This window comes from Moorena bouillonii PNG (assembly GCF_001942495.1).
In the GTDB taxonomy this organism is placed as follows: Bacteria; Cyanobacteriota; Cyanobacteriia; order Cyanobacteriales; family Coleofasciculaceae; genus Moorena; species Moorena bouillonii.
In genome coordinates, this window is sequence record NZ_MKZS01000001.1 from 6,622,514 (window position 1) to 6,647,520 (window position 25,007).

Here is a 25,007-nt window from a genome sequence, read left to right on the forward strand (position 1 = left end):
TGACCAACAGTATCATAAATACAATTGATCGTGGGCTTGAAATAAAAAATTCTAAGTTAGTTGCCCACACTAAAGCAGTTTAGACTAAATACTACTGATGACCAATACCGCTACTTTCCCTGACCTGGAAAATCATTGGGCGAGAGATTGTATCAACCAACTGCGGGAGCGTAAGTTGGTCAGTGGTTACCCGGATGGTAAATTTCGTCCTAATTCTAGAATTACCCGTGCTGAGTTTGCCGTCTTAATGCTGAATGCGTTTCCCTCAGCGCCGATTCAACGAGGTGGTATTCGTTTTCTGGACGTACCTAGTAATCATTGGGCCAAAAATGTGATTCAAGATGCCTACAAGCGGAGATTTTTTTCGGGCTATCCTGGCAGACGATTTAAACCGAATGAGTCGATTTCACGAGTGCAAGCGATCGCGGTCTTAGCAGGAGCCAAGAATTTCCCTATCCCGTCAGATCCCGATGGAACTATCAGACGGTATTTTACTGATGCTAGCCAGATTCCCCAATATGCTAAAAATGCGATCGCATCCGCAGCAATTAATACTATTGTGGTTAACTATCCCAATATCAAACAGGTCAAGCCAAATCAGAGTGCTACCCGTGGTGAAGTAGCGGCTTTGCTGTGTCGGGCCTTAAACATCTATGCTGTTCCACCTCAGTATATTGCTGGAGTGGACGTTTCTCCTGATGATGTTCGTAGTTTACCAGGACAGTTGGATCAGGTGCCTGTCTTTAATAGCAATAGTCCAGAACTAGTCAGAAGTGAGGGAATTTTGCTGTCTACGTTTTCACCGGAAGGGAAACAAGTTCCTTCTGGCCACCTTGACTATGGCTTTAATGGACGGTTTGATATTTTTACCCACCATATTGCTAGAGCAGAGACTCAGGCCGAAACCCATCCCCTTTACCAAGGATTGATAGTTTATAATCCCAATGACACACCTGTTACAGTGGAGGTCTTGCAAGGGGCGAGTTATCTGTCTACCCCAGATGCACCGTTTATCTCGTTGCCGGATATGGTGGATAATCCCAATGGTACAGTCTATGCTGGTCCTGGCAGTCGGACGATGAATGATGTACTCAGGGGAATTCTCCAAGAACTATTTTCCGCCAAACTGGTGCTGAAGGCAAAACAAAGCCAGATGTTAATGAATCAGCCAATTCCAGTTAAACGATCACCAGCTTCCAATGGTCGTTCTACCATGATGCGCTTACGGAGTGATGGAATGGTTTATCTGGCTAACTTAGCGATGAAAGCCCCTCGTGATGGCAATGGAAACTATCGGGAACCTACGGTAGCAGAATGGCAACACTTACTGGATACGGGTGGCTTAGCTCAACCCCGTGGACCGATACCCACTCCTCTCGAACCACCTCAAGAACCGACGGTGTTTGGTCGGGTGGCTGGTGTTTCCCAAGGTTCTAAATGGCAAGTGCTGATTCAAGATAATCCAAATGTTAACTATTTGAGTATTCCTCAGCTAGGGCAGGCGTTTTCTTATGTGCTGGGGACTCTACATCTGATTACTCTGAGTACAGGGCAAATTCAAAGTGCACCGATGTTAAGGCGCTATCCCGATACGGCCTACTTTGCTCACAGTAATTATGGGGTAGAATACAATCTAACTTTGCCATTGAAGAATACTACCAATCAACCCCAAACGGTGACGGTATCGCTGCAAACGCCATTGAAGGATGAGGGGGGTACTGATCGACTGCTGTTTTTGAACCCACTGGTTGAAAACGTGTTCTTTCGGGGTACACTCAGAATAAATTATGATGATGATGATCGAAAGGCTCAGACGCGCTATGTGCATTTAGTGCAGCGACGAGGACAGCCAGGGCATCCATTGGTGACGTTGAATTTAGCCCCTGAAGAAGTTAGGCAGCTAGAGGTGGATTTTCTCTATCCCCCGGATTCGACACCACCCCAGGTGCTGACAGTTCGGACTTTGGAGGGTTAGTAAAGTTGGAAATCGGCTCACAAATGCAAGGTCGCAATTGTGCGATCGCACGATCAAATATTGATCTCAATTCTAGTAGTCTGACGGATTTAGCCTGAATCTGCTATTGTTTAACGTTAGCAGCATACTGAACTTTATCAAAAATAGCTGATGCCAGCAAAAGCGATCAGTATTAACTATTTAGGAGTTTATTTATTGCTGACGAAGTTTTGCCTAAGATCATCAAACCAGCAGAAATGCTTACTCTAGATGATAGAGATGATCTAGTTACGGCAGCCAGTGCCTAGGGATATACCTAGAATTGCTGTCGGCACCAGAACAACTATATCACACTCAGGTTGCTTGATAACTTTTGCTAGATAACTATTGATATCTTGACCACTTATGCCTTCTCAAACCTTTATCGTGCGTGCTCACACTCGTACGATCCATACCCGTCCAGTTACCTTTTTTTGCCCCAAATGCAATCATATGACTACTCGTGAGTGCTATCCTGGTAAGCCTCCTAAATACTGTCTCGAATGTAGTCCGAGACGAAAACGTCAGCAAGATGAGCTGTATATACCCGAAAAGGGGATGTTCAAGCCAACACACAACTTGGTGAATCTTACCAGTGGGCAGAAGACACCAGTATGTCTGGAGAAGTCTCCCCAAGCTGGGTGGCTTTTTGTGAGGACAGCCCTAGATTGGTTTAGCGGGGAAAGCATCATCAAGTATCACACAACTAAAGGGGTTTACAGCCAGGAAGTGCCGTTGGCAGATTATATCGTCGAAGCTCTCCCAGCTGACGATGTCACTACAGCATTTCCATCAGCTACCTCTGGAACTAATACACAAAAGAAGATTACTCCTGCTAAATCTTCATCAGAGCTAATTTTAGTAGAACCCTACAGTGTGAAGAAGATGTGCGATCGCTTCCGGTGTGGGGACAGGTTACTCAAGAGGATGCGCACTGACCCAAACTTCAGCCAGTGGAGTCGCTCTCGAGATCCCGAGGGCATCACTTGGGAGTATCGGCAAGGAAAATATTTTCCTTTAGTTGATCAGCTTAATCAGGTTAATCAGGAATCATCAGCCACCTCTGAACCTGAAATAGAGGATACTACCCCCACTACTAATGGGTTATCGCAAGGTTTTTTAGTAAAACCCTACAGTGTCAAACAGATGTGCGATCGCTTCCGGTGCGGGGACAGGTTACTCAAGAGGATGCGCACTGAGCCACACTTCAGCCAGTGGAGTCGCTCTCGAGATCCCGAGGGCATCACTTGGGAGTATCGGCAAGGAAAATATTTTCCTTTAGTTGATCAGCTTAATCAGGTTAATCAAGAATCATCAGCCACCTCTGAACCTGAAATAGAGGATACTACTCCCACTACTAATGGGTCATCCCAGGGTTTTTTAGTAAAACCCTACAGTGTCAAACAGATCTGCGATCGCTTCCGTTGTGGGGACAGATTACTCAAGAGGATGCGCACTGAGCCCAACTTCAGCCAGTGGAGTCGCTCTCGGGATCCCGAGGGCATCACTTGGGAGTATCGGAAAGGAAAATATTTTCCTTTAGTTGATCAGCTTAATCAGGTTAATCAAGAATCATCAGACACCTTTGAACCTGAAATAGAGGATACTACTCCCACTACTAATGGGTCATCCCAGGGTTTTTTAGTAAAACCCTACAGTGTCAAACAGATCTGCGATCGCTTCCGTTGTGGGGACAGATTACTCAAGAGGATGCGCACTGAGCCCAACTTCAGCCAGTGGAGTCGCTCTCGGGATCCCGAGGGCATCACTTGGGAGTATCGGCAAGGAAAATACTTTCCTTTACTTAATCACCAATAGTTCATTAATCTCAAACCAAGTCAGCAGATGCGCGCTTCGTAGCGCCGACGCTACGAAGCGCGCATCTGCTTTATTATTTCTGGGATACGAGAAAGTTTGGTCTTTCCCAACTTGGGGTATCTTCGAGTCTGTTCTGCCTCTTCCCCTTCTCCAGTTTCTAGTCAGGGAAAGTAGTTAGTGATTTTTCCTTTCCCTGCGCTAGCTGCTACGCTCGACCTAACCTTTAGCTGCCATAGATAAGATTAGGTCAATCATCCGGTTAGAGTAACCCCACTCATTGTCGTACCAACAGACAACTTTAAAGAAATTAGAATTAAGTTCCATTCCCGCTCCAGCATCGAAAATGCTTGAATGAGGGTCGCCTTGAAAATCGGTGGACACCACTGGCTCCTCTGTATAGCCCAAAATTCCTTTCATCGCCCCAACTGACGCTGCCTTCATTGCTGCACAAATCTCTGGGTAGCTGGTTGCCTTTTGAGTCCTGAAGGTCAAATCTACCACTGATACATCCGGTGTTGGTACCCGTAATGCCATGCCAGTAAGTTTACCTTTCAGTTCCGGTAACACTAGCGTTACAGCTTTGGCCGCACCCGTAGAAGCGGGGATAATGTTCTGAGCAGCACTTCGCCCCCCCCGAAAGTCTTTCTTACTTGGACCATCTACCGTTGGCTGGGTAGCAGTCATAGCATGGACTGTAGTCATTAACCCTTCCGCTAGCCCAAAATTGTCATTAATCACTTTAGCAATGGGAGCAAGACAGTTAGTTGTGCAACTGGCATTGGAAACGATACTATCTTTACCCGGGTCATAGGTATCATGATTGACACCCATCAACAGAGTGGGAACCAAATCAGGGTTTTTAGTAGGAGCAGAGATTACCACCCGCTTCGCTCCTGCTTCTAAATGCTTAGATGCCCCATCATAGGTGGTAAATAGACCAGTAGATTCTACTACATATTCCACACCGAGTTTCGTCCAAGGCAGTTCCTCTGGGTTTTTAATTGAGACACAGGGGATTTTCTTGCCATTGACCACAATTCCATCAGCTTCAGCTTCTACGGTACCTTTGAAACGACCATGGGTTGAGTCGTATTTGAGTAAATAGGCGATAGTCTGTGGTGGAACTAGGTCATTAATGCCCAGCACTTCGATTTCTGGGTAGTTGAGGGCAGCACGGAATACGAGTCGTCCGATACGACCAAATCCATTGATACCCACTTTGACAGTTGCCATGGACAAATCTCCTTTAAGAGGTTTACAAATTTACGTTGGTCGATAATTAATAATCCTCATCCAGCGATGCAGAGGTGCGACCCGTGATGGCGAGCAATCCCTTGACCGTAGGTCACGCGGGGCGCGTTCGCCATTACGGTCTTGGAGAAACTCCCATTCGCTTTCTGCATCAAAACAATGTCAACAACAAAGAAAGATTAATTCTTCCTTTGTTGTTGACAGCTGGGAGCATCAAAACTATCATGAACGGATTGCAAAGCAACCAGATGTGACTCAATGATTTTTGCTAGGCATCCAAGCTATTGTTTATAGCTCACTCTACTCATTATTTGTTAATCCTTTAACTTAATTTAAGACTGTGGTAATTGGTGTCAATCTCTACCACTGCTCTGTGTTAAACTCCAAAGAAAGAAAAGAGCAGGTAAGCATTTAGATGACCGCTGATAGCTGACTGTTAAATGCTTGCCATAAAATTAACCTTTTCTTTAAACCTACTCTTTAAATTTTTATCTACAATTTAATTAAGCTGGTTTTGGCATTACCTCTATGAAAGTCGCTGTCTTTAGTACCAAAGTCTACGACCGACAGTTTCTGGAAGCTGTTAATTCCCAATACGGTCATGAATTAACTTTTTTTGAACCGCACCTCGATACTCAAACGACTATTTTGGCATCAGGATGTCCAGCAGTATGCGTTTTTGTCAATGATTCCCTCAACGGACAAGTGTTGGAAAAGCTGGCGCAACAGGGAACTCGTCTGATTGCTCTACGCTGTGCTGGTTTTAATAATGTGGATGTCACAAAAGCGACAGAATTGGACATGACAGTAGTGCGTGTTCCGGCTTACTCCCCTTATGCGATCGCTGAACATACGATTGGCTTAATGCTAGCCCTGAATCGCAAGATACATCGTGCTTATTCTCGAGTACGAGAAGGAAATTTTTCCCTAGATGGACTCTTGGGATTCGATATGCATGGTCGAACTGTAGGCATCGTGGGAACTGGTAAAATTGGTGTTATCGTAGCCCAAATTCTCACTGGTATGGGGTGTCAATTAGTGGCATATGATCCTTATCCAAACCCGGAGTGTCAAGCTTTGGGGGTCAAGTATGTAGAGCTAGCTGAACTCTTTGCTATCTCTGATATTATCACGCTACACTGTCCCTTAACTCCTGAAAACTATCATCTGATTAATTCCGAAGCTCTAGAGCAGATGAAACCAGGTGTGATGCTAATTAATACTAGCCGAGGGGGATTGATTGATACCAAAGCCATTATTGGTGCGCTCAAGTCTAAGAAAATTGGCTATCTCGCTCTGGATGTCTATGAGCAAGAATCTGCCTTGTTTTTTGAGGATTTGTCTAATGAAGTCATTCAAGATGATATTTTTGAACGTTTACTCACGTTTCCTAATGTAATTATTACTGCTCATCAAGCTTTCTTCACTGAAAATGCCCTCGATAACATTGCTGAAACTACACTATCTAATATTACTAACTTTGAGAAAGGTGTTCCTTGTCCGAATAAAATTATTATTAATAGAGAATAGGTCATAATATTAAATCAGCTTGAATACCAAATCTTAACAACTAGTGACCTCGGCAAAATTCAATCAAGATTTTAGTAATTGGTAATCCTAATCTAATTACAATTATCAATTACCAATTACTAAATTAGCCTAAAGTAAGCATTCAGCCGTCAGCCGTCAGCCGTCAGCCGTCAGTGGTCAGTGGTCAGCTTATTTTATTCAAAAGTACCGATTGCGCTACGCGCACGCTGCGCGAACACTAGCCTGACCATTTCCGTAGCGTGGCCATTCGCGTAGCGTGGCCCAAAAGCCAAGGCCAAGGTCTTTGGCTGATAGCTGATAGCTGATAGCTGAATGCTTACAGTCTAAAACGCACTAGGAGGAGGGGCAACAAAGGAACGAGGAGGGAAGACTTGTAAATCAATATGCTGCTCTGGACTGAAATTAAGACCTGCTTGTAGTTGAGCAAATTGTTGCTCTTCAAAGGACAGAGCACCTGTAGTTTTATTGTAGGAGATTTGATCAATATCAAGTTCCCCAAAACTAACAATTTCAATCCTGTCTCCCTGTTGGATATTGAAATCGGTAATCCTGTCAATTCCGCTTTCAGGTCGTGGAACTTCCGAGTCAGAGTTACTCGATAATAGAAAACTATCAGTTATGTTGATTCCCGTTGAAGGTTGTAGCGGTTGTGATGGAGGCATTGAAGGCGGGAAGATGGGTAATGGACGATTTGTAAATGTGAACTTAAAGATATCAGCTCCGTGACCACCAGTCAGGGTATCGCTTCCTTCGCCACCTACTAGAGAATCATCACCATTGCCACCAATTAGAGAATCATTCCCACCACCAAAGACATTTTGATCATCACCATCACCAATTAGGGTATCATTGCCAGTGCCACCAATGAGAGTATCACTGCTACCTCCACCTTCGAGGACATCATTTCCCTCTCCACCATCAAGGATGTCACTACCTGGATTATAGTTTATGGGAATTCCAGTCAAACGCCTACGAACATCACCTAAAAGGGAATCATCACCAGCTCCGCCTTTTAGGACATCATTCCCATCTGCTCCGTTGAGAGTGTCATTTCCTGTTCCACCATCGAGGAAATCATGATCAGATGTCTGTTTAACCTCAAACAAACTCAATCCAAAGCTAGGACCCGGTCCACCAGTAAGGACATCATTCCCTGAGCCACCAATCAGGGTATCATTACCCTCTCCACCATCGAGAGTATCCGAATCCTCCTCCCCTTCAAGACGGTCATTACCTCCTCGACCATTGAGAATATCATCCCCAGCTCTACCTTTGAGGGTATCATCCTGTGAGCCACCGTTGAGAGTATCGTTGCCACTGCCACCTATGAGAATTACACTAGTATTTGTAGTATTTGTTTCCAACCCCACGAAGTTAAAGTTAAACATTTCTTCGAGCACCTATTCCTATCCAACTCCGACCTCCTTTATTGTCTGGTCTTAGGTATGGTAACGGTAGCCAAATTGGCAGTATTTGGCCAATTTGACCGATTTCTTGGTGCGCGTTCACGCTTCTCGGGTTTCCCGAGCGGGGTCGCACCGCAAAATACCGTTAAAAATGCTCAATAACTATTGACGTTTTCCGAAAATTTTGCTCCCTAGGCGAATCATCGTTGCCCCTGCTTTAATAGCCTGCAAATAATCTCCCGACATTCCCATTGACACTTCTTTTAAATTTAAATGAGTTGTTTGATTAAGCTTTTCCTGGAATTTAGCAACTTCTACAAATGCATCAAAAATTTCAGCTTCCGATAACCCCAAGGGAAGAATCGTCATTAACCCTTGAATATCTAAGGAATCGCAAGCTTCCAATTCTGGTAACGTTTCTAATAACTGCTCAACAGACCAACCATATTTATTAGGATCGGGCAAAATCTTGATTTGTAAACAAACCTTAGGTCGTTTATTTAACTCATTGGCACGCCGATTTAAACTCTGGGCTAACTTTAAATCATCAACGGAATGAATCCAGTCCATTGTTTGAACAGCAAGTTTGGCTTTATTCTTTTGTAAGTGACCGATAAAATGCCAGGAAATACCCTCTAAATCTTGTAACTGTTCCTGCTTAGCACAAGCCTCTTGCAAGCGATTTTCTCCAAAATCACGAATTCCAGCACCATAGGCTTCCCGCATTTTGTCTACAGATACGGTTTTGCTCACCGCAATTAAACGGACATTAGGTTTTAACTGTTGACGAATCTGCTGGATATTATCAGTAATACGTGTAGTCATAGTGAAAGGTATTTTTTCCATAGTCTTCCCTATTCCCTTTTTCCTCCATACCTTTAACCACCAATCACTTTGGACAAATCTTGCAGGATTACCTCAGCTGACTGGTATCTATCAGCGAAATGATAGCTTACCATCTTTTCTATAATTTGGGCAAATTCTTCAGGTACATCTGCCAGGTTGCGCCAGATCACTTCACCAGTTTCTGGGGAAATGGGCAAATGATAGGGACGAATTCCAGTTAATCCTTGAATCCCAATCATACCTAAAGCATAAATATCACTATTGAAACTGGGGTGTCCCGCTAATTGCTCTGGTGGGGCATAACCACGAGAGCCAATGGCAACCGTATCATTTTTTTCCTCACTTTGCTCTGGGCTTTTAATCTGTTTAACTGCTCCGAAGTCAATTAGTACCAGTTGACCATCAGTTTGACGACGGATAATATTGCCAGGTTTGATATCCCGGTGGATGACGCCGTATTTGTGGATAAAGACGATAATTTCTAAAATATCTTTCAGTATATCTGCGACTTCCTTCACTCCAAGCCGTTTATCTACTGGTAATTCGTCACTAAGGGACTGACCGGGAATATATTCTTCCACTAAGTAAAATACTTGATCTTCTTCAAAATAAGCTAGTAGTCGAGGAATCTTTAAATGATTACCCAAAATTTCTAATATGTCTGCTTCAGTGCTGAATAGGCGTCTGGCAATTTTCAAGAATTGCGGATCGCTACGAGCCGGTTTCAATTGCTTGACCACACACTGGGGTGAACCAGGTCGCTGAGTATCTTCTGCTAGATGCACTAGACCAAACCCACCCGAACCCAGAACACGCTTGGTTTGGTAGCGTCCAGCTAGGAGGTTATGTTGGGGTCGGTACTCTACCGATGTGCCATCAGGGTCTGCACCTGCTGTTGGGTTCCAAATTGCTGTGGCATCTTCTTGAGATAAATCGGTTTGTGGTATCGGTATAGTTTTGGTGTTAGTGCTGGAGATGGTTTCGTTTTTTTCTTTCAACAACGCCTGTAACAAGGCTAAGTTCTGTTCCTGTTCTTGAGCTTTTGCTTCAATTTTGCGGCGCTCTTGCTCTGCTTTTATGCTCTCCTGTTTAGCTTTGTAACCGGTGTAAGTCATTACACCAGTACCCGAAAGGATTAATGCCAACGCAGGTGCCACGACAGGTATCCATCCTGAGTTGAGAAATAGCAGGTAGGATGTTCCTACCAAAATACCTAAAGCAATACTCTCAGACAGTACTAACTGTCGAGTGTTGCGGCTTACCCCAACTAACACGCCCCCGATTAGTGTCCAACCCCAAATCCACAAGCCTTCTGTCCACTCAGACCAAAACCAAAACTGTTCTCTTCCCTCTCCAAGTGCGCCACTGACCAGTTGACTCACAATTTGACCATGTATCATGACTCCTTGCATATGCTTGCTTTCTTTTTGAGCAAAACTGTAGGGTGTTAAGAAGTCATCATCTTTGATACTAGGAGCATTCATACCGATTAGGACAATCCGGTCTTTGACCAAGTCCGGTTCAATCTCCTCATTCAGCACCTTACTTAAGGTAACGGTATCAGCAAGGTGATCAGCAGAGCGGTAATTCAATAAAATTTGGTAGCCTCCCGTATCTCCCTTTTGGTAACCTCCAGCAGTAGGAGATATCTTGTTATAGACTGTTTTTCCTAGCTTCATCTGTTTTGGGGAGATGTTTTCGGGCTTGATTCCCCGCTGTTCCAAATAGCTTCGCGCTAACTGAAAGCCAAATGCTAATCTGGTGGTGCAACCTGGGATGCTGGTATTCTCAAAATATAATGGAGCCCGCCGGACGATTCCATCCGGATCTTCAAGTAGATTAACAAAGCCTACACGATGCTGAGAAATGTTTGGGGGGGCTGCAACACTGGATGCTTCTGATTGACCCCGATAGCAAATTGGAATTATGCGATCGCTACTTTGCAGTAGTTCAGAAAATTCAGCATTACCCGGTTCTACCGGACTGTCTCGAAAGATATCCACACCAATAACGGCTGGTTGATGTTGCTCCAGCTTCTGTAATAGCTGATACATTACAGCATCTTTGATTGAAGACCCTCCTGGAGCTGTTGTGCCTTTTAAATCTGGCTCAGTTACCTCTACTACTAAGAGGCGCTCATCTGGTGGTAAAGCTGGTCGCAGCTCTATCATCCGGTCGAAAGCCTTTAACTCAAAAAACTGTAACATTCCTAGGTGCTTAGAGCCTAGCATTAAACCAGTTACGGCCAAACTCGCTACCAATGCTGGGTTTATCCCAACATATTGCCCCAAGCGTTTCAGCCGCGACCAAGCTTTCGCTGATTTTGGTGGCGGGGGGGAGGGATTTTCCTCTTGGGGGCTAAGTTTTGATTTTTTTGGTGACTCTTCTGTCGCCACTTTTACCAGCTGAGCACTCATATAAAATAGTTATCACTAGAAACTATCACCATTGATGATTCTATAAATAATACGATCAACGGTTTGATCACCCTGCATCGTAGTGACTCATTCCTTGATTCTTAGCCCTGACCTAAGTTGGAAACGTTGCTGTGAGTATTTTCCCGATCGATTTAATCGATTTAGGAAAAGCAATGGAAGCCTTGTTGCTTACACTACCATTTTGCTTTTTCTTGGTTAGGAAGCAAGTCGTCCTTATTCTGTCAAGCTATCAATCGGAGCATATTAAATTTCTCTTCCAGTTCGCCGTGGTCAACCACCCTTATGCCAATTATTATTGATGCCCACCTGATTCATATATTGGCTAATTCCACGTTGATAGTTTTGACAGCAAAAACTTGCACTTAGCTTATACAAACAGCTTTCTGTATTTTAGCTTAACAATCAGTGGATAGTATGTATCCCAGATATCGGCAAGCTTTACTACTCACAGGATACCCTACTACGAACGTTCCTGTTTTTGATTGCTTTATCCACACTATTCGGTTCAATCCCTGGTTGATATTTCCTACAGGCGCACTATTAATCTACACCATCATCAACCCTGCCAACTGATCATCCCACCATGACCTAAGGGGTTCATAGGTGGGATGAATCGTAGGGCTTATTGATTACGTAGTCTTCATCACAGACAAAGGTTGGTCAGGTATTGAGGTTACTTTCCCACAGATTCATCCGTCGGGTTTGTACTACTCACTTCTGACACAACCTAGAGCTTTTTGGGAGATATGTCTAAATTTGTCAATATTTATCGATCAAACCAACCCCTAGAGCCAAACCGGTTTTCTAGCGGGGCAGAAGTTTACCGGAAACCCACGGCGGCTTGCCAGACAAAGGCTAGCAGCAAGAAGAACACAGGGATGACTGGTAGAACGTCCACCACTGGACCAAAAATAGAGTAAGCTTCGGGTAATGTTCCTAACAGGAGTGCAGCTTCCATATCTTAAATCTTCCTTTCCAACACAGATTTAATAATTGACATGTATCTTAACATGAAGTGAACAGCCATTGACATACTCCCACCGCTAAATCAAAGATTATAGCGGGGGATTCCTAAACCTCACGATTTAAGTTTCTGCTTCATAGCAACAGCCTCCACCCTCAAGGGGTTTTCTGGTCTTACGCTCGCTCCACAGACTATCCCCGCAAGCCCTGCGGTTCTCATGTGTCGATTTTTGACAAAGTAAAGTATTGATGTACTTTTTGATTCAAGGGTTGGACTTCCATTGCCCCATCCTCTTTTCCCGGTCTACCGATTTTGCTGCGCCGCCAGGTTACTGGACTTCGCTCGTATAGGCTGTCTGAATCCATCGTCTCGGGTGGGTCATTGACCATTCTAATTTTAGCAAATTTATCGTTAAAGACGCAATTCCTGAGGGGCTGTGTGCGGAACCTGCGTCCGCACACAGCCCCGTCTCTCGCTAACCCTACAGGTATAACGAGAGTCTCCTTGCTCTTAAGGATGAGCAAATTGTGTAGTGAATTGATCACTTAAGATGGCTGCCCTGATCGCTTGAGTAAACCGAATTAGCTCAGTCACATTGTGGTGAGAGAGTAACATATAGCCTAGAGATTCACGCGATCGCACTAAATGGTTCAGATAAGCACGACTGAAATTCTGACAGCAATAGCAAGGACAACTGGCATCTAAGGGGGAAAAATCTTCCCGAAACCGGGCATTTTTCAAGTTCCAGCGTTCCCCCTGCACTAAGGCAGTACCATGACGTCCCAGGCGAGTGGGAATAACGCAGTCAAACAAGTCTATGCCAGATGCGATCGCTAAAACCATTTCCCTGTAGGTACCGACCCCCATCAGATAACGAGGCTTATGCCATGGCAGTAATGGAGCGGTTGTCTGGACAATTTGGTGAATCAATTCAGCCGGTTCCCCCACACTGACACCACCAATGGCATAACCTGGTAAATCCAACTCAACCAAGGATTCGGCAGCCTTTTGACGCAAATCTAGGTATACCCCGCCCTGAACTATACCAAACAAAGCTTGTTGATCAGGGCGATTGTGGGCAACAATACAGCGTTTGAGCCAGCGATAGGTTCGTTGAGTTGCTAATTCCACCTCAGTGCGCTCAGCTGGATAGGGGGGACACTCATCAAATGCCATGATCACATCTGCTCCCAAGGCATGCTGAATTTCCATACACCGTTCTGGGGTTAAATCAATCATCCGCCCATCCCGAGGAGATCGAAACGTCACCCCCTCTTCAGTAATAGTACAGAGCTGGCTTAAGCTAAACACCTGAAAGCCACCAGAATCAGTTAAGATTGGTCCGTGCCAACCCATAAATCGATGCAGCCCACCGGCTTGTTTAATGATGGCTTCTCCCGGTTGCAGATGGAGATGATAGGTATTAGCCAAAACCATTTGGGCCCCAGCTACCTCTAACTGGGCTGGTGTTAGAGTTTTTACCGTTGCTAGGGTGCCTACTGGCATAAACCTGGGAGTTTCCACCACACCATGGGGGGTCACAAACACCCCAGCTCTTGCTTTAGTGTGGCTACAGGAAGCCTGACATTGAAATGAAAAATTATTTTTCTGTTGATTCAAGTTGATCTAGGTCTTGAACTATCGTTAACTAGACCATACCGTCTAATTCAGTTAACCCAGTTGACACTCCCCGCCCTGGAAGGACGGGGATTCTTGCTTCAATGCGGTGACTTGTTTAACCAGGCCGGAGCCAGGAAAAATAGAGGTCGCCTCTCCACAAGCGTATTTGGTCTTCGACCTAGGTTTCGGTGTGCCCCACCGTACCTTTTCAAAATCTATTTAACTAGATACTTTTTTATCTAAATGTTTCATAGACGTTTAAGTCGTTAGACCAAATTACGCAATATGTATCTCTTACATATTTTTTACGTTGCCTACTTATTTTTAGATAGTATTTATCTAGATTTTTAGTTTATTGTAATGGTTTTTAACTTAACACGCTCTGTGAAAACTGTCAAGTTTTAGCTGAAAAAGAAAGCCGTCCTATCAGGACGGGGCGCGATTACCCAATTTTTTCGGTAACCTGTAACCTGTAACCTTCTAACCTTCTAACCTTCTAACCTTCTAACCTAAAAAGGACAATCTCCATCATCATCAATTTGCACATCCCATTTCGCGCTTAGAACCTGTGTGAGCATAGCTTCAAGGGCTTCCGCCTGAAGTTGTTCAACACACTCTTGTTGCAAGGGATTCAACAGGGGAATCAGCCGCAACTGACGATTTTCGTGAATTAGGTCAAAGTAAGCTTCTTGCTCTGGAGACTGACTCAGTTGTAAATAGTCAAAACTATGGACATTGATGTAAAGTGTCCGATTAGCAATCAGGGTAGAGCAATGGGGATCAGCAAATACTTCCTGAACTAACCCTTCCCCCTGGTTTTTTAGTTGACCATCGAGAGTGTGAATGTAACGGACGCAACCTAAATCACCAAGCAAGCGTTTCATATCTCGCTTGTTGATGATAATGCCAGTTTCAATGATGCAAGGAGCTGGGAGTTGGTGTCGAGATTGGTGTTGACTCATGGATAAAAGCCTATAATGCTTTTCAGGGCTGATATTGACATGCAACTGGTTAATTTAATTGATTGGTGAGGCAACCCTAAAGGTGAAACCAATTGATGAGAACACAGCTACGGCAACGGGTTAAAACCAACAATAAAGGTTAATGGTGTTAGGTTTTGGGTTAATGGTTATCGGACTTTATACCTAATCTAAGCATGCTTAATGGTTAATACAAGGGTATAAGCATGTAAGCGTGCGGCGTTGCGCAGCAACAGATAATTCCAATAGATGCAGGGAATAATCGCGTGTTAGGTGTTTATCTTGAATTAGTTCACAGTCAACTAGTCAAATCTAGACAACTAGATTACTCCTTATTGAGTAAACACCAACAGCTTATATCCCAAATGGGATCAACCCATTGCCAACTACTTTTCGACCAAGGAATGTTGATTGAGCCGTTTTGGTCGGCACGAACTAACTAGATTAGTAGCCCGTTGCTGTTGAGACCTAAGCCATAGGGTGAGGTAACTTGCTGCTTATAACAACAGCTTATGACACAATACTATCTCAATCTTTCGATGGTGCTCAAAGGAAAATTCCATAAATTTCAGTAACAGCAGTTACTCATGAAGTATTTCACTGGACAACAATTTAGGCAATGGGGACGTCAACTTTTCCGTTCTTTGAGTAGTGCTGTAACTTTTTATACTATTATCCCCCTACCAGCTAGCTGGGGAATGGAGTTTCGGGGCATTGCCCGTTGGGCACCGATGATCGGATTGCTGATTGGGGGGATACTTGTAATATTAGACATCTTATTGCAACAGTTAGGGATGCCAGCACTCACTCGCTCTGCTGTAGTTGTGGTCAGCTGGGTTGCCCTGACTGGAGGATTACACTTAGATGGGGTGATAGACACAGCTGATGGTTTAGCAGTTCCAGATCCCCAGCGCCGTTTAGATGTAATGGCAGATAGTGCTACAGGAGCCTTTGGGGCAATGGCAGCCTGTACTCTATTACTGATCAAAACCGCTGCCCTAACTGATATCGGGGCTTATCGCTGGGCAGCTTTGATGGGAGCAGCTGCTTGGGGACGTTGGGGACAAGTAGTAGCGATCGCATTTTATCCCTATCTCAAACCCACCGGTAAAGGGGCATTTCACAAACCATGGATACGTATTCCCCAAGATATTCTCTTGGGATTATTCGTTGTCTTAAGTTTATCTCTAGTGCCAGTGTTGCTAGATCCCACAAATACTTGGTTATCCTTAACCATGGCCATGGCAGGATGTGCGATCGCTCTACTGACTGGCGGCTGGTTTCACCGCCAGCTAGGGGGACATACTGGAGACACTTACGGAGCAGTGGTGGAATGGACAGAAGCCCTGTTTCTGTGCTTACTGACCCTCATCCTTCACTAATTCTTTCACTCATTCTTTGCCAAAGACCACCTGTTGCTTACTTGACCACTGACCCCCTCGACCACTAACCCCCTAAATTGGTTTAAGTCTGGTTATCTTTAATCTGAACTTGCCACCGCCGGTTGAGCCAAAGGCACGCACCCTGATAATGTACTCATCTGTCTCAGTAATGCGAGCAAATAACAAGGAGTTAGTACTGCCATCTGGTCCATCATCATTTTCCGCTACCGTAGAACCATCAGAAGCGATCACAGAGATCATCGTGTCAAAGTTGTCTGAGATTAGGTCGATGGCAACTTGGTCTCCCGCATCAAGAGTTACTACATAGTCTCGGGCAAAGCCACCATCCCCGATCGGAATATCTTTCTGAGTCAGGGTGTCAACAATTTCTTTGCTATGAGAAATCGGCTGCGGATTGTACAGGTTTTGTGCTCTGGCTACCGGTGCAGTTACGCTCGTTGCCAACAACGTTGCTGCCACAGGCATAACCCAGCTAAACCAAGCAGCAAAAGCTTTACTCATTTAAATATATCTTTACGTTAGTAACATTTCTAACACTGTACCCTAACCCCCTTAAAAAATGAGGGTCATGTTGAATATGGGCTTAAAGCAGACCCAGGCTATCCCCTGACAATACAACCAGCTTACTCTACTGCTGACAGGATGTCTCACCGCCAAATTTCTGATATTTTCCGTACTTTACTCTAGTTATTTCACCACAAAAAAGCATACATTCAAAGCGATCGCTATTTCCACCTCACTTCGATATCACCAACTTTATCCAAATAATTAAAACCTTCGAGTCAGTTCTCCTCACTCCTCAAAAAAAACTCCAATTTCTGACATCAAACTGAGGGTATTAAACTCAATATTTTTTTCGGAAGAGTTTTTTTTACTAGCACTTGTCAATGATTCATTTTTTCAATATAATAGTAGTGTCGGAAGAGTTAAGGAAAAAGACAAATGAACAAGTGTGTTTGTACTACAGAAGCAGCATCTCTCTTAGGTATTTCTTCTCGGCGATTGCGCCAACTTCTAGAGTCTGGGCGAGTTAGGGGTGCTTATAAAAGTGGGAAATTCTGGATTATTCCCTTGTTCAACAATCTCCCCCAAATCACTAAGGGCACTAGAGGACCAAAAGGGAAATGGCGCACTAATCGTGCTCCGGCTATAGCTAAGATCAATGTCAACCGCAATAACATTGGCTCGAATATCCACAAAAGCCCCGAGGAACGGAAGCCAGTGATTTCCGTAAAACGCAGCGGCAACAATCTATACGGCAACCAGGTAGAAATCCTTGGCCCGTGTCGGATTGTCTATAATCCAGATAATCCACTATCTTGTGGTGCTCGTCTATGGATCGAGACCTTCAGTGATGTCCACTTCATTGGTGGCAGTTTCCCTGCCACTAGCTAATGGTGGATTTTGGAGCGTCCGCTCACCATAGCGCAATAATCGTTGGATCGTTTCCAGACGGTTGTCCCATACCTGGACTTGATACGGTTGCTCAACCGATTGTCCAAACATCCACGTTTGAAAGCGAGTACGGAAGGATGACATGGACAATTGTGCTGATAGCAAGCTCATCATGGATGGCTTGTCCGCTAGTCGATTCAGCAACAGGGAAAGGGTATCGGCTTGTTGTCCCCACTCTGAAAGGTCTGGTTCCCCAATTACTATTTGATTATTTGCTAACATAAAACTCCATTCCTGTTGCAGAGCCTGATAACGTTCTGCTGCAGCTAGGAACGGTTGACGGTAAGGTACTTGTACTTCAGTGGTAGGCTCTTGTTGTCCTTGAGTGCGAGTCAAGATGCCCCTGAGATTATCATTGAGATTTTCTACTGCAAATAGGGCATAGCCAGGAGCTGGTAAATCTCGCAGCAGTTGAATTTGGTCAACAGCTACAATATCGGGCAAATTCAATAGGCGAATTCCTGGCAAAACTAACGCTGAGCTGAGGGAGGATTTTTTTAGCCATGGTTGGGCTAATTTTTGTAACTCTTCCGTTTCCAACGCATAAGTCATCGGTACCATCAGGTCAATCTCACCCCGAGACGCCCAATCTTCCCAGTTTTGTTGGATTTTTTGCAATCGGTCTTCCCTAGGCATGGGAAATACAGCAGCAGAGATAATCAACTCGGGACGTTTCTGCCGCAGCATTTGTGACACTGACTTGACTAAAGTGTCGATTTGCTCTATACGAAAATCTGTCCACTGTCGCCATAAGTTCTGATTCTTTGGGTCAATCTCAATGGGGTCAACACCGGTCAATTCCTGGAACTGTTCACGGGCGGCCTTACCATAGCCAAAGGTATGACCAGCTTTGGGGTCTTGAAACGGGTAGCGAATATAGTCGAGCTGAATCCCATCCACTTCATAGTTGCTGGCTATCTCTTCCAATAGCTTGGTTAGATAATCCCGCACTTCCGGATTAGCGGGGTCAAGAAATGCCTTTCTAGTTCTCTTGTGAAACACACGTTTTTCGTTATCCAAGATTGCCCAGTCTGGATTCTTCGATAGCACTGGTCCGAGATAGTCTGCTGGTTGATCCAAAACCGCATTGTGACGCTGGTTAGCTGCAGCAAACATCCAAACCCAAGCGTGCAATTCCATCCCTCGCTCATGGGCTAACTTCACTGCCGCTTTTAGAGGATCCCATCCCTCAACCAGGGGATTTTGCTCTGGTGCGATCGCACTCGGGTAAATCGTATAACTAGCGTTAACCGTTTCAAAAAAGATGGTGTGAAAACCAGCTGTAGCCAATTTGTCAAAAATCTTAGCTAAATCTTTTTCAGACTTCGCTTTAACAATAGTACCCCGGTCTAGCCAAATTGCTCGAATCTCTGACTGGGCTAGTTTACGATCAGTTGGGTAGTTTTCCCATAGGGTATTTCGTGCTGTCATCCACAGCTGACTTGCCTTTTGATACTCTCTGCGAGCCACTGCTCGACGGAAATTTTCCAAACCCACTCTGGCCTGATGCAATGCCTCAATAGCTGAGTCAGTAGCTGAATCAGTTTCATCCGTTTTACCCTCAGAGGTTTCCTCGGAAGTTTCCGACACTTGCTTAGTACCAGCAGTGACAAATTGTTCAATAGCAGTGCCTGTAGATAAATTCAGATTACTGTTAGCTGCATCGGCTCTTAGCAAAGCACTTTCAAACCGACCAATCAGATTTTCCAACTCCCGCTCCATCGCAGTAGCTTGCTTTAGGGTTCGAATTCGTCTTCTATATCGTGGTGGTGGGGCTTTTGCTGGCTTGGGTGACGGTGCTAATCGGGAATTAGTAGGCTTGGCTGAAGCATCTGTGTTATTGCCAGACTCTGCATCTTCTGTTTCCACCTGTTTCTGGGCAATAGTAGTGTCGATATCCCGACAATGTTGTGGTGAGTGATCAGAGGATTCAGACGATGTAGATGAATTAGTGATGAGTTGGACATCAGTAAGTTGGACATCAGTGACTTGGACATCATAGCGACCAAGAGCCGCTCGTAACCAAGCACTATCGACTTCTGCCGGAGCTACCCGATCGATACCCCAGCGCCAACCAAAAAACGTAGCATTATTAGAGGTTACTACAGCAGGGGGCTTGTCAACCTGACTCCAGACCGCAACAGTAGTGGAATTAAGATCAGCAGGAATAAGAGTGCCACCCTGGATGATACCTGTAATTCCAGTATCCTGCACCCATGTTTGGTTACTGTCTGGGGAAGGATGGAGGATAGAGGGTTGGGTCATCGCAAACCCCCAATAGGCACCCAAAAGCTCACGCAATTGTTTGCGGATGTCAGGTTTGGAAAGTAACCCAGTAGGACCGCTAACAATAACTTTTCCTCCTTGTGCGATCCATTCCTGTAACGCTTGGAATTGTTTGGGGTGGAGGAACTCGACATTGGGCAAAAATAGCAAGTTAGTGTTCTCGAAGTCAGAGGCTTTCTTAACGTCAGTCAAGTCAACAATACAGTAGTTAACTCCAATTGAATGTAAGCGTTCGGTAATGCCAGACCAATGCCCTTGATTATCTCGACTTTTAACTACTCCCAGTTGCACCGTTTCAGCTCTAGCAGCTGGTAACCATGGTAGACAATTGAGCAAAAGCCCAATCAAGGTACTAACTACAATAGTCTTGGGCTCGATAGGATTAGATTTGACTCTGGTTAAATCTCCGATCAAGGGGGTTAGCTGCTTGGACAGATACCACTGCCAATTGGAACTATCGCTACTCCTGAACACCGTTCACTCCTTAAAATTAGTTATCAAAATCCTAACCCCTCTTGGCAATTAACAACGTTAGCTAGAAGTGCGGATTTAGATCAGTGCGATCGCAGTAGGTATAGCGCTACGCGCCAGGCATGCTAGCAATAGGCATGCTAGCAATAGGCAATAGTGAAGAAAAAAGCTTACTAATCAAGGGATTGAGCGATTTTAATTTTTCTTCATTTATCAAACACCATAGTGCGTAGTGGTATATTGGTTTAATTGTAGTTTATGACTTGTATAACCTATATGGGTGTATCTTGTCTGGTGGGCAAAAACCGTTTGATTGTTTTGAGTATTAATGATTATCTTACTTTGCCCACCCTACTTTAATTACTCTGATAGCTATCAGCTTGTCTGGTGGGCAAAAACCGTTTGATTGTTTTGAGTATCAATGATTATCTTACTTTGCCCACCCTACTTTAGAGCTTGTCTATCTAAGCGAATAGAAATCGCTTTTTTAGTAATCGGTTTAACCATTTTGGCATTTTCCCAGAAATTATCGTCTAACTCAGGTATATCTGAGGTATCAATTTCAGAGTCAGGAATATTTTTGATTTCTTCAAGTCGTTTGGGCGAGATACTCATAATACTTTTTCCTTGTCTTGGAGCGGTCAGCGGTCAGCGGTCAGCCGTCAGCTTTCCATAACTCAGATTAAACTAATGGTTACCTGTTTTATTCAAAAGCTGTTATCTTTGCTTACCCTATGCCCATAAGCATCTCAAATAGCCTGTCCATACCCCATAAGCTGATAGTTGTTCGCGTAGCGCATATGCTTAGCTACGGAGTAGGAGTATGAAGTAAGGTGAAGCAAATTGGATGGCTCTAATAATTATTAAAAACGCTAGAATTATTTGTGTATAAAAATAAAACGTAAATATTCAGGTAAGCTTATGGGCATAGGCTGATAGCTGATAGCTGTTCGCGTAGCGTGCGCGTAGCGCTTAAGCTGATAGCTGATAGCTTACGATAAACCCTACCGAAATTAATATCCTAGATAGGTTGGGCATCTCCCATGAAAACTAATAACCATCGGTCAGTCTGTGGGAAATTAAAGCAGCAGTTAAATAACAGAGTTAAACGCTGGTTTAATTCCCCTAAAATTCGTCATAGCAGCATCACACAACCAATAACTGTTACTGTGGCAGAGCCTTATGCTCCCTACAAACCTCCCTCAACTCCTCAACAACCTAACCACGGCAACGACGTAAGTCATCTTACCTGGCCTCGTGGTTATCGGCTACATAAGGGTAAGTACAGTATCGAAAAAAAACTAGGAGAAGGTGGGCTGGGTATTACCTATTTAGCCCGAACTAAAACAGGCGATCGCATTGTTATTAAAACTATCCTTAATCATGTACTACGCCAAGATAATTTATTAGAATATTGGAAAATTTTTGCCAACGAAGCAGTAAAGTTAGCCCAATGTAGCTGTGGGAATCCTTATCTAGTCCGCTTATCTGAAGAAATCATCCGAGAAGGTGAATTGCCCTGCCTAATCATGGAATACATCGAGGGGGAAACCTTGTCGGATCTGGTGAAACGGCAGGGTGTGCTTTCGGAAGATAAAGCTTTGCTTTACATCGGGCAAATTGGTAGCGCCCTCTGGGACATTCATCAGCAAGAGTTGCTCCATCGGGATGTTAAACCTAATAACATCATGGTCCGGAACGATGGTACTGGTGCGGTGTTGATTGATTTGGGTATTGCTACTAAGTTTGTCCCTGGGGTTACCCAAACTCATCTTTGTGCTGTGACTCCAGGCTATGCTCCGCTGGAACAATATGAGTTCCGAGCGCAACAGGGTCCCTACACCGATGTTTATGCTTTAGCCGCTACTTTGTATGTTCTGTTAACTGGGAATGAACCACTACCAGCTGACGAGCGGATTGAGGGAGCTGAATTACCACCACCAAAGGATTTGAATCCTCAGATTAGCGATCGCACAAGTCAATCCATTCTCCATGGCATGAATCTGGTGGCTAGGGATCGCCCTCAGTCTATACCAGAATTTTTAAACTTACTGGGTATTGAATTACCAAATAATAATAGCACAAATAGCACCAATAATCAACTACATACAACGGCTCAAGTTGGAGACTTTTATATAGAACGTCCCCAAGATGCTGAGTGTTATCAAAAGATTTTACAACCAGGGGCACTAGTTCGGATTAAAGCACCGAAGCTGATGGGTAAAACCTTACTCAGTCATCGGATTCTTGATTATGCTAAGCCTTGGGATTATCGCACAGTTTATTTGAATCTGAATGAATTCCCTTGCCATGACTTGGATATATTTTTACAGTCTTTTTGTGTACGGCTTGCTCAAAAATTGAAATTACCCAATCAGTTGCAAAATTATTGGGAAGATATTTTTTTTACCAGTGAAGTCAAGTGTAGCACCTACTTTGAAGAGTATTTGTTGGTTTCTTCAGAGAGTCCTTTAGTTTTATGTCTCGATAACCTGGAGCGAGTTTTTCCTCATCAACACGTTGCTGAAGGGTTTCTTACTTTGCTGCGGAGTTGGCATGAAAATGGCCAGTTTTATGATACTTGGAAAAGACTGCGCTTGATAGTCGTTTATGCTACGGAAGTTTATATTGAATTGGCTATCAATAAGTCGCCTTTCAATGTAGGATATCCTGTAGATTTAACTGATTTGACTTTGAATCAGGTTCAGAATTTGGCTAGATTTTATGGCTTAAATTTATCAGTTAATTCATTACAACAATTAATTGCTATGGTAGGAGGACATCCTTATTTATTACAGTTAGCTTTCTCTACTCTTAGCAAAAATTCCAACATCACCATCGAGCATCTTTTAGAAACCGCCCCGACAGAATCAGGGATTTATCGCCATCATTTGCGAGAACTTTTAAATAATCTCATGCTCCATCCCAACTTACTAAAGGCTTTCAAAAAATTACTGACAACTACTCAAGCAGTGCGCCTGGATTATAAAGAAACCTATCTGTTAGAAAGTCTGGGATTAGTCAGAGCAATCGGTAATGATTGTATTCCGAGATCTAATTTGTATCGTGAGTATTTTAGTAACAGACTTTTGTAGTTAGGGAGCAGGGAGCAGGGAGCAGGGAGCAGGTAAGAGGCAATAGGCATGCTAGCAATAGGCAATAGGTAAAAAATCCTGTGTACCTCATAGCTATAATAAACGCTATAAAACCAAATACTACTCGAATATCTTCACTACTGTTCCCGATTCCCGATTCCCGATTCCCGATTCCCGATTCCCGATTCCCGATTCCCGATTCCCGATTCCCGATTCCCGATTCCCTACTCCCTACTCCCTACTCCCTTTCCTACCATGAGCAACCAACCAACAATCTATCAAGTTGGGGGAAGTTTACCTAACGATGCTGCTACTTATGCAGTCAGAAAAGCTGATACGGAAATTTTTGATGCTTTGATGGCTGGGGAATTTTGTTATGTGCTCAACTCGCGACAGATGGGTAAATCTAGTTTGCGGGTAAAAACCATGCAAAGACTAATAGATAGGGGAGTAGCTTGTGCTTCTGTGGATGTTACCCAAATTGGTAATTACGTAACGTCAGAGCAATGGTATGCTAGCTTAATTAAGAGTCTGGTAAATAGTTTTAAGCTATCAGATAAATTCAAGGTCTTACCTTGGTTACGAGAGCGTAAGCAACTCTCCCCAGTAATGTGGTTGGGTGAGTTTATTGAAGAGGTGCTGTTGTCAGAGATTCAAGAAAATCTTGTTATCTTTCTGGATGAGATTGATAGTATTATTAAAGTAGAGTTTAAAGATGATTTCTTTGCCTTTATTCGCAGTTGTTATAACCAAAGAGCAGAAAATCCTGTCTATAATCGGCTGAATTTTTGCTTGCTGGGAGTAGCAACTCCAGCGGATTTGATTCAGGATAAACAGCGCACTCCCTTTAATATTGGTCGGGATATTGAACTGACTGGCTTTACCTTTGAAGAAGCCAAAAAGCCTCTGCTCCCTGGTTTAGTAGGGAAAGTGGATAATCCTGAACAGGTGTTAGCTGAGATATTGACCTGGACAGGAGGACAACCGTTTCTGACCCAGAAGTTGTGTAAGTTAATGGTGGAGCATTCTCAAGCTTCCCCCTTATTAAGGGGGACGGGAGGGGGATCCATCCACAGCAGTTCAAGACTGGGATCCCCCCTAACCCCCCTTAGCAAGGGGGGAACTTCTGGAGGGGGATCCATCGATAGCACTCCGGGATTGGGATCCCCCCTAACCCCCCTTAGCAAGGGGGGAACTTCTGGAGGGGGATCCATCGATAGCACTCCGGGATTGGGATCCCCCCTAACCCCCCTTAGCAAGGGGGGAACTTCTGGAGGGGGATCCATCGATAGCACTCCGGGATTGGGATCCCCCCTAACCCCCCTTAGCAAGGGGGGAACTTCTGGAGGGGGATCCATCGATAGCACTCCGGGATTGGGATCCCCCCTAACCCCCCTTAGCAAGGGGGGAACTTCTGGAGGGGGATCCAT

At 44.3% G+C, this 25,007-nt stretch carries 19 protein-coding genes and 1 pseudogene; 9 read left to right on the forward strand and 11 right to left on the reverse strand.

What is annotated here, in order from left to right; translation table 11 throughout:
- The first annotated feature begins 97 nt into the window (after positions 1-97).
- Both BJP37_RS26960 and BJP37_RS26965 read left to right on the forward strand, forming a co-directional pair.
- Positions 98-1,975: a DUF3370 family protein gene (locus BJP37_RS26960; RefSeq protein ID WP_075903468.1), complete on the forward strand. Its 1,878-nt coding sequence runs from the start codon at positions 98-100 to the stop codon at positions 1,973-1,975.
- Positions 1,976-2,446: 471 nt separating this feature from the next.
- Positions 2,447-3,811 carry a hypothetical protein gene (locus BJP37_RS26965; RefSeq protein ID WP_143727816.1) on the forward strand — a complete coding sequence of 455 codons (1,365 nt, stop codon included), beginning with the start codon at positions 2,447-2,449 and terminating at the stop codon, positions 3,809-3,811.
- A gap of 216 nt (positions 3,812-4,027) precedes the next feature.
- On the opposite strand, the gene gap is transcribed toward BJP37_RS26965, so the two are convergent.
- Positions 4,028-5,044, reverse strand: coding sequence for a type I glyceraldehyde-3-phosphate dehydrogenase (gene gap, locus BJP37_RS26970; protein WP_075903472.1), 1,017 nt, complete (start codon positions 5,042-5,044; stop codon positions 4,028-4,030).
- 86 nt (positions 5,045-5,130) lie between these two features.
- Here gap and BJP37_RS26975 point away from each other — a divergent pair, with 86 nt between their 5' ends.
- Together BJP37_RS26975 and BJP37_RS26980 are read left to right on the forward strand one after the other, a co-directional pair.
- A complete protein-coding gene (locus BJP37_RS26975) occupies positions 5,131-5,316 on the forward strand; it encodes a hypothetical protein (RefSeq protein ID WP_075903474.1) in 186 nt (61 codons plus the stop codon).
- Positions 5,317-5,590: 274 nt separating this feature from the next.
- The gene (locus BJP37_RS26980; protein ID WP_075903476.1) at positions 5,591-6,592 is read left to right on the forward strand and encodes a 2-hydroxyacid dehydrogenase; all 1,002 of its coding nucleotides are present in this window, start codon (positions 5,591-5,593) and stop codon (positions 6,590-6,592) included.
- Positions 6,593-6,936: 344 nt separating this feature from the next.
- Here BJP37_RS26980 and BJP37_RS26985 read toward each other — a convergent pair whose 3' ends face one another.
- From BJP37_RS26985 to BJP37_RS27015, 7 genes are all read right to left on the reverse strand, one after another.
- Positions 6,937-8,001: a calcium-binding protein gene (locus BJP37_RS26985; protein WP_075903478.1), complete on the reverse strand. Its 1,065-nt coding sequence runs from the start codon at positions 7,999-8,001 to the stop codon at positions 6,937-6,939.
- A 180-nt stretch (positions 8,002-8,181) separates the two neighbouring features.
- The gene (locus BJP37_RS26990) at positions 8,182-8,844 is read right to left on the reverse strand and encodes a YggS family pyridoxal phosphate-dependent enzyme (RefSeq protein ID WP_075906509.1); all 663 of its coding nucleotides are present in this window, start codon (positions 8,842-8,844) and stop codon (positions 8,182-8,184) included.
- A gap of 53 nt (positions 8,845-8,897) precedes the next feature.
- Positions 8,898-11,282 (reverse strand): CHASE2 domain-containing serine/threonine-protein kinase, encoded by a 2,385-nt coding sequence (locus BJP37_RS26995; protein ID WP_075903480.1) that lies wholly within the window; start codon positions 11,280-11,282, stop codon positions 8,898-8,900.
- 841 nt (positions 11,283-12,123) lie between these two features.
- Positions 12,124-12,261 carry a photosystem II reaction center protein K gene (locus tag BJP37_RS27000; RefSeq protein WP_008177837.1) on the reverse strand — a complete coding sequence of 46 codons (138 nt, stop codon included), beginning with the start codon at positions 12,259-12,261 and terminating at the stop codon, positions 12,124-12,126.
- A 221-nt stretch (positions 12,262-12,482) separates the two neighbouring features.
- Positions 12,483-12,656 (reverse strand): hypothetical protein, encoded by a 174-nt coding sequence (locus BJP37_RS40165; protein WP_158069799.1) that lies wholly within the window; start codon positions 12,654-12,656, stop codon positions 12,483-12,485.
- A 121-nt stretch (positions 12,657-12,777) separates the two neighbouring features.
- Positions 12,778-13,887, reverse strand: coding sequence for a tRNA guanosine(34) transglycosylase Tgt (gene tgt / locus BJP37_RS27010; protein WP_075903484.1), 1,110 nt, complete (start codon positions 13,885-13,887; stop codon positions 12,778-12,780).
- Positions 13,888-14,396: 509 nt separating this feature from the next.
- The gene (locus BJP37_RS27015; RefSeq protein ID WP_075903486.1) at positions 14,397-14,849 is read right to left on the reverse strand and encodes a hypothetical protein; all 453 of its coding nucleotides are present in this window, start codon (positions 14,847-14,849) and stop codon (positions 14,397-14,399) included.
- A 605-nt stretch (positions 14,850-15,454) separates the two neighbouring features.
- On the opposite strand from BJP37_RS27015, the gene cobS reads away from it, so the two are divergent.
- Entirely contained in the window at positions 15,455-16,249 is a 795-nt protein-coding gene (gene cobS / locus BJP37_RS27020) for an adenosylcobinamide-GDP ribazoletransferase (protein ID WP_075903488.1), read from the forward strand.
- Positions 16,250-16,321: 72 nt separating this feature from the next.
- Here the strand turns inward: cobS and BJP37_RS27025 are convergent, their stop codons facing one another.
- Positions 16,322-16,771, reverse strand: coding sequence for a PPC domain-containing protein (locus BJP37_RS27025; RefSeq protein WP_075903490.1), 450 nt, complete (start codon positions 16,769-16,771; stop codon positions 16,322-16,324).
- 441 nt (positions 16,772-17,212) lie between these two features.
- Here BJP37_RS27025 and BJP37_RS27030 point away from each other — a divergent pair, with 441 nt between their 5' ends.
- Positions 17,213-17,665 (forward strand): MerR family transcriptional regulator, encoded by a 453-nt coding sequence (locus tag BJP37_RS27030; RefSeq protein ID WP_075903492.1) that lies wholly within the window; start codon positions 17,213-17,215, stop codon positions 17,663-17,665.
- On the opposite strand, the gene BJP37_RS27035 is transcribed toward BJP37_RS27030, so the two are convergent.
- A complete protein-coding gene (locus tag BJP37_RS27035) occupies positions 17,603-20,485 on the reverse strand; it encodes a glycoside hydrolase family 10-like protein (RefSeq protein ID WP_229415457.1) in 2,883 nt (960 codons plus the stop codon). The genes BJP37_RS27030 and BJP37_RS27035 overlap by 63 nt on opposite strands.
- Positions 20,486-20,932: 447 nt before the next feature.
- Positions 20,933-21,097 (reverse strand): annotated as a pseudogene (locus BJP37_RS27040) (BrnA antitoxin family protein); the annotation flags it as partial.
- A 428-nt stretch (positions 21,098-21,525) separates the two neighbouring features.
- Between BJP37_RS27040 and BJP37_RS27045 the strand changes: the two are divergent.
- From BJP37_RS27045 to BJP37_RS37530, 3 genes are all read left to right on the forward strand, one after another.
- Positions 21,526-23,577 carry an AAA-like domain-containing protein gene (locus BJP37_RS27045; protein ID WP_075903494.1) on the forward strand — a complete coding sequence of 684 codons (2,052 nt, stop codon included), beginning with the start codon at positions 21,526-21,528 and terminating at the stop codon, positions 23,575-23,577.
- A gap of 80 nt (positions 23,578-23,657) precedes the next feature.
- On the forward strand, positions 23,658-23,879 hold the full coding sequence (locus BJP37_RS37525; protein ID WP_143727818.1) for a hypothetical protein: 222 nt from the start codon (positions 23,658-23,660) through the stop codon (positions 23,877-23,879).
- Positions 23,833-25,007: AAA-like domain-containing protein (locus tag BJP37_RS37530; RefSeq protein WP_198954198.1), on the forward strand; the 1,175-nt coding region annotated here is incomplete at its 3' end. The genes BJP37_RS37525 and BJP37_RS37530, both read left to right, overlap by 47 nt.

Bases quoted from the DNA above. Each gene is read 5' to 3' on its own strand.
- BJP37_RS40165 (WP_158069799.1), bottom strand. From the start codon at position 12,656: ATGGTCAATGACCCACCCGAGACGATGGATTCAGACAGCCTATACGAG.
- BJP37_RS27045 (WP_075903494.1), top strand. From the start codon at position 21,526: ATGAAAACTAATAACCATCGGTCAGTCTGTGGGAAATTAAAGCAGCAG.
- BJP37_RS26985 (WP_075903478.1), bottom strand. From the start codon at position 8,001: ATGTTTAACTTTAACTTCGTGGGGTTGGAAACAAATACTACAAATACT.
- BJP37_RS26980 (WP_075903476.1), top strand. From the start codon at position 5,591: ATGAAAGTCGCTGTCTTTAGTACCAAAGTCTACGACCGACAGTTTCTG.
- BJP37_RS26960 (WP_075903468.1), top strand. From the start codon at position 98: ATGACCAATACCGCTACTTTCCCTGACCTGGAAAATCATTGGGCGAGA.
- BJP37_RS27015 (WP_075903486.1), bottom strand. From the start codon at position 14,849: ATGAGTCAACACCAATCTCGACACCAACTCCCAGCTCCTTGCATCATT.
- cobS (WP_075903488.1), top strand. From the start codon at position 15,455: ATGAAGTATTTCACTGGACAACAATTTAGGCAATGGGGACGTCAACTT.
- BJP37_RS27025 (WP_075903490.1), bottom strand. From the start codon at position 16,771: ATGAGTAAAGCTTTTGCTGCTTGGTTTAGCTGGGTTATGCCTGTGGCA.
- gap (WP_075903472.1), bottom strand. From the start codon at position 5,044: ATGGCAACTGTCAAAGTGGGTATCAATGGATTTGGTCGTATCGGACGA.
- BJP37_RS27000 (WP_008177837.1), bottom strand. From the start codon at position 12,261: ATGGAAGCTGCACTCCTGTTAGGAACATTACCCGAAGCTTACTCTATT.
- BJP37_RS26990 (WP_075906509.1), bottom strand. From the start codon at position 8,844: ATGACTACACGTATTACTGATAATATCCAGCAGATTCGTCAACAGTTA.
- BJP37_RS26995 (WP_075903480.1), bottom strand. From the start codon at position 11,282: ATGAGTGCTCAGCTGGTAAAAGTGGCGACAGAAGAGTCACCAAAAAAA.
- BJP37_RS26975 (WP_075903474.1), top strand. From the start codon at position 5,131: ATGGCGAGCAATCCCTTGACCGTAGGTCACGCGGGGCGCGTTCGCCAT.
- BJP37_RS27030 (WP_075903492.1), top strand. From the start codon at position 17,213: ATGAACAAGTGTGTTTGTACTACAGAAGCAGCATCTCTCTTAGGTATT.
- BJP37_RS26965 (WP_143727816.1), top strand. From the start codon at position 2,447: ATGACTACTCGTGAGTGCTATCCTGGTAAGCCTCCTAAATACTGTCTC.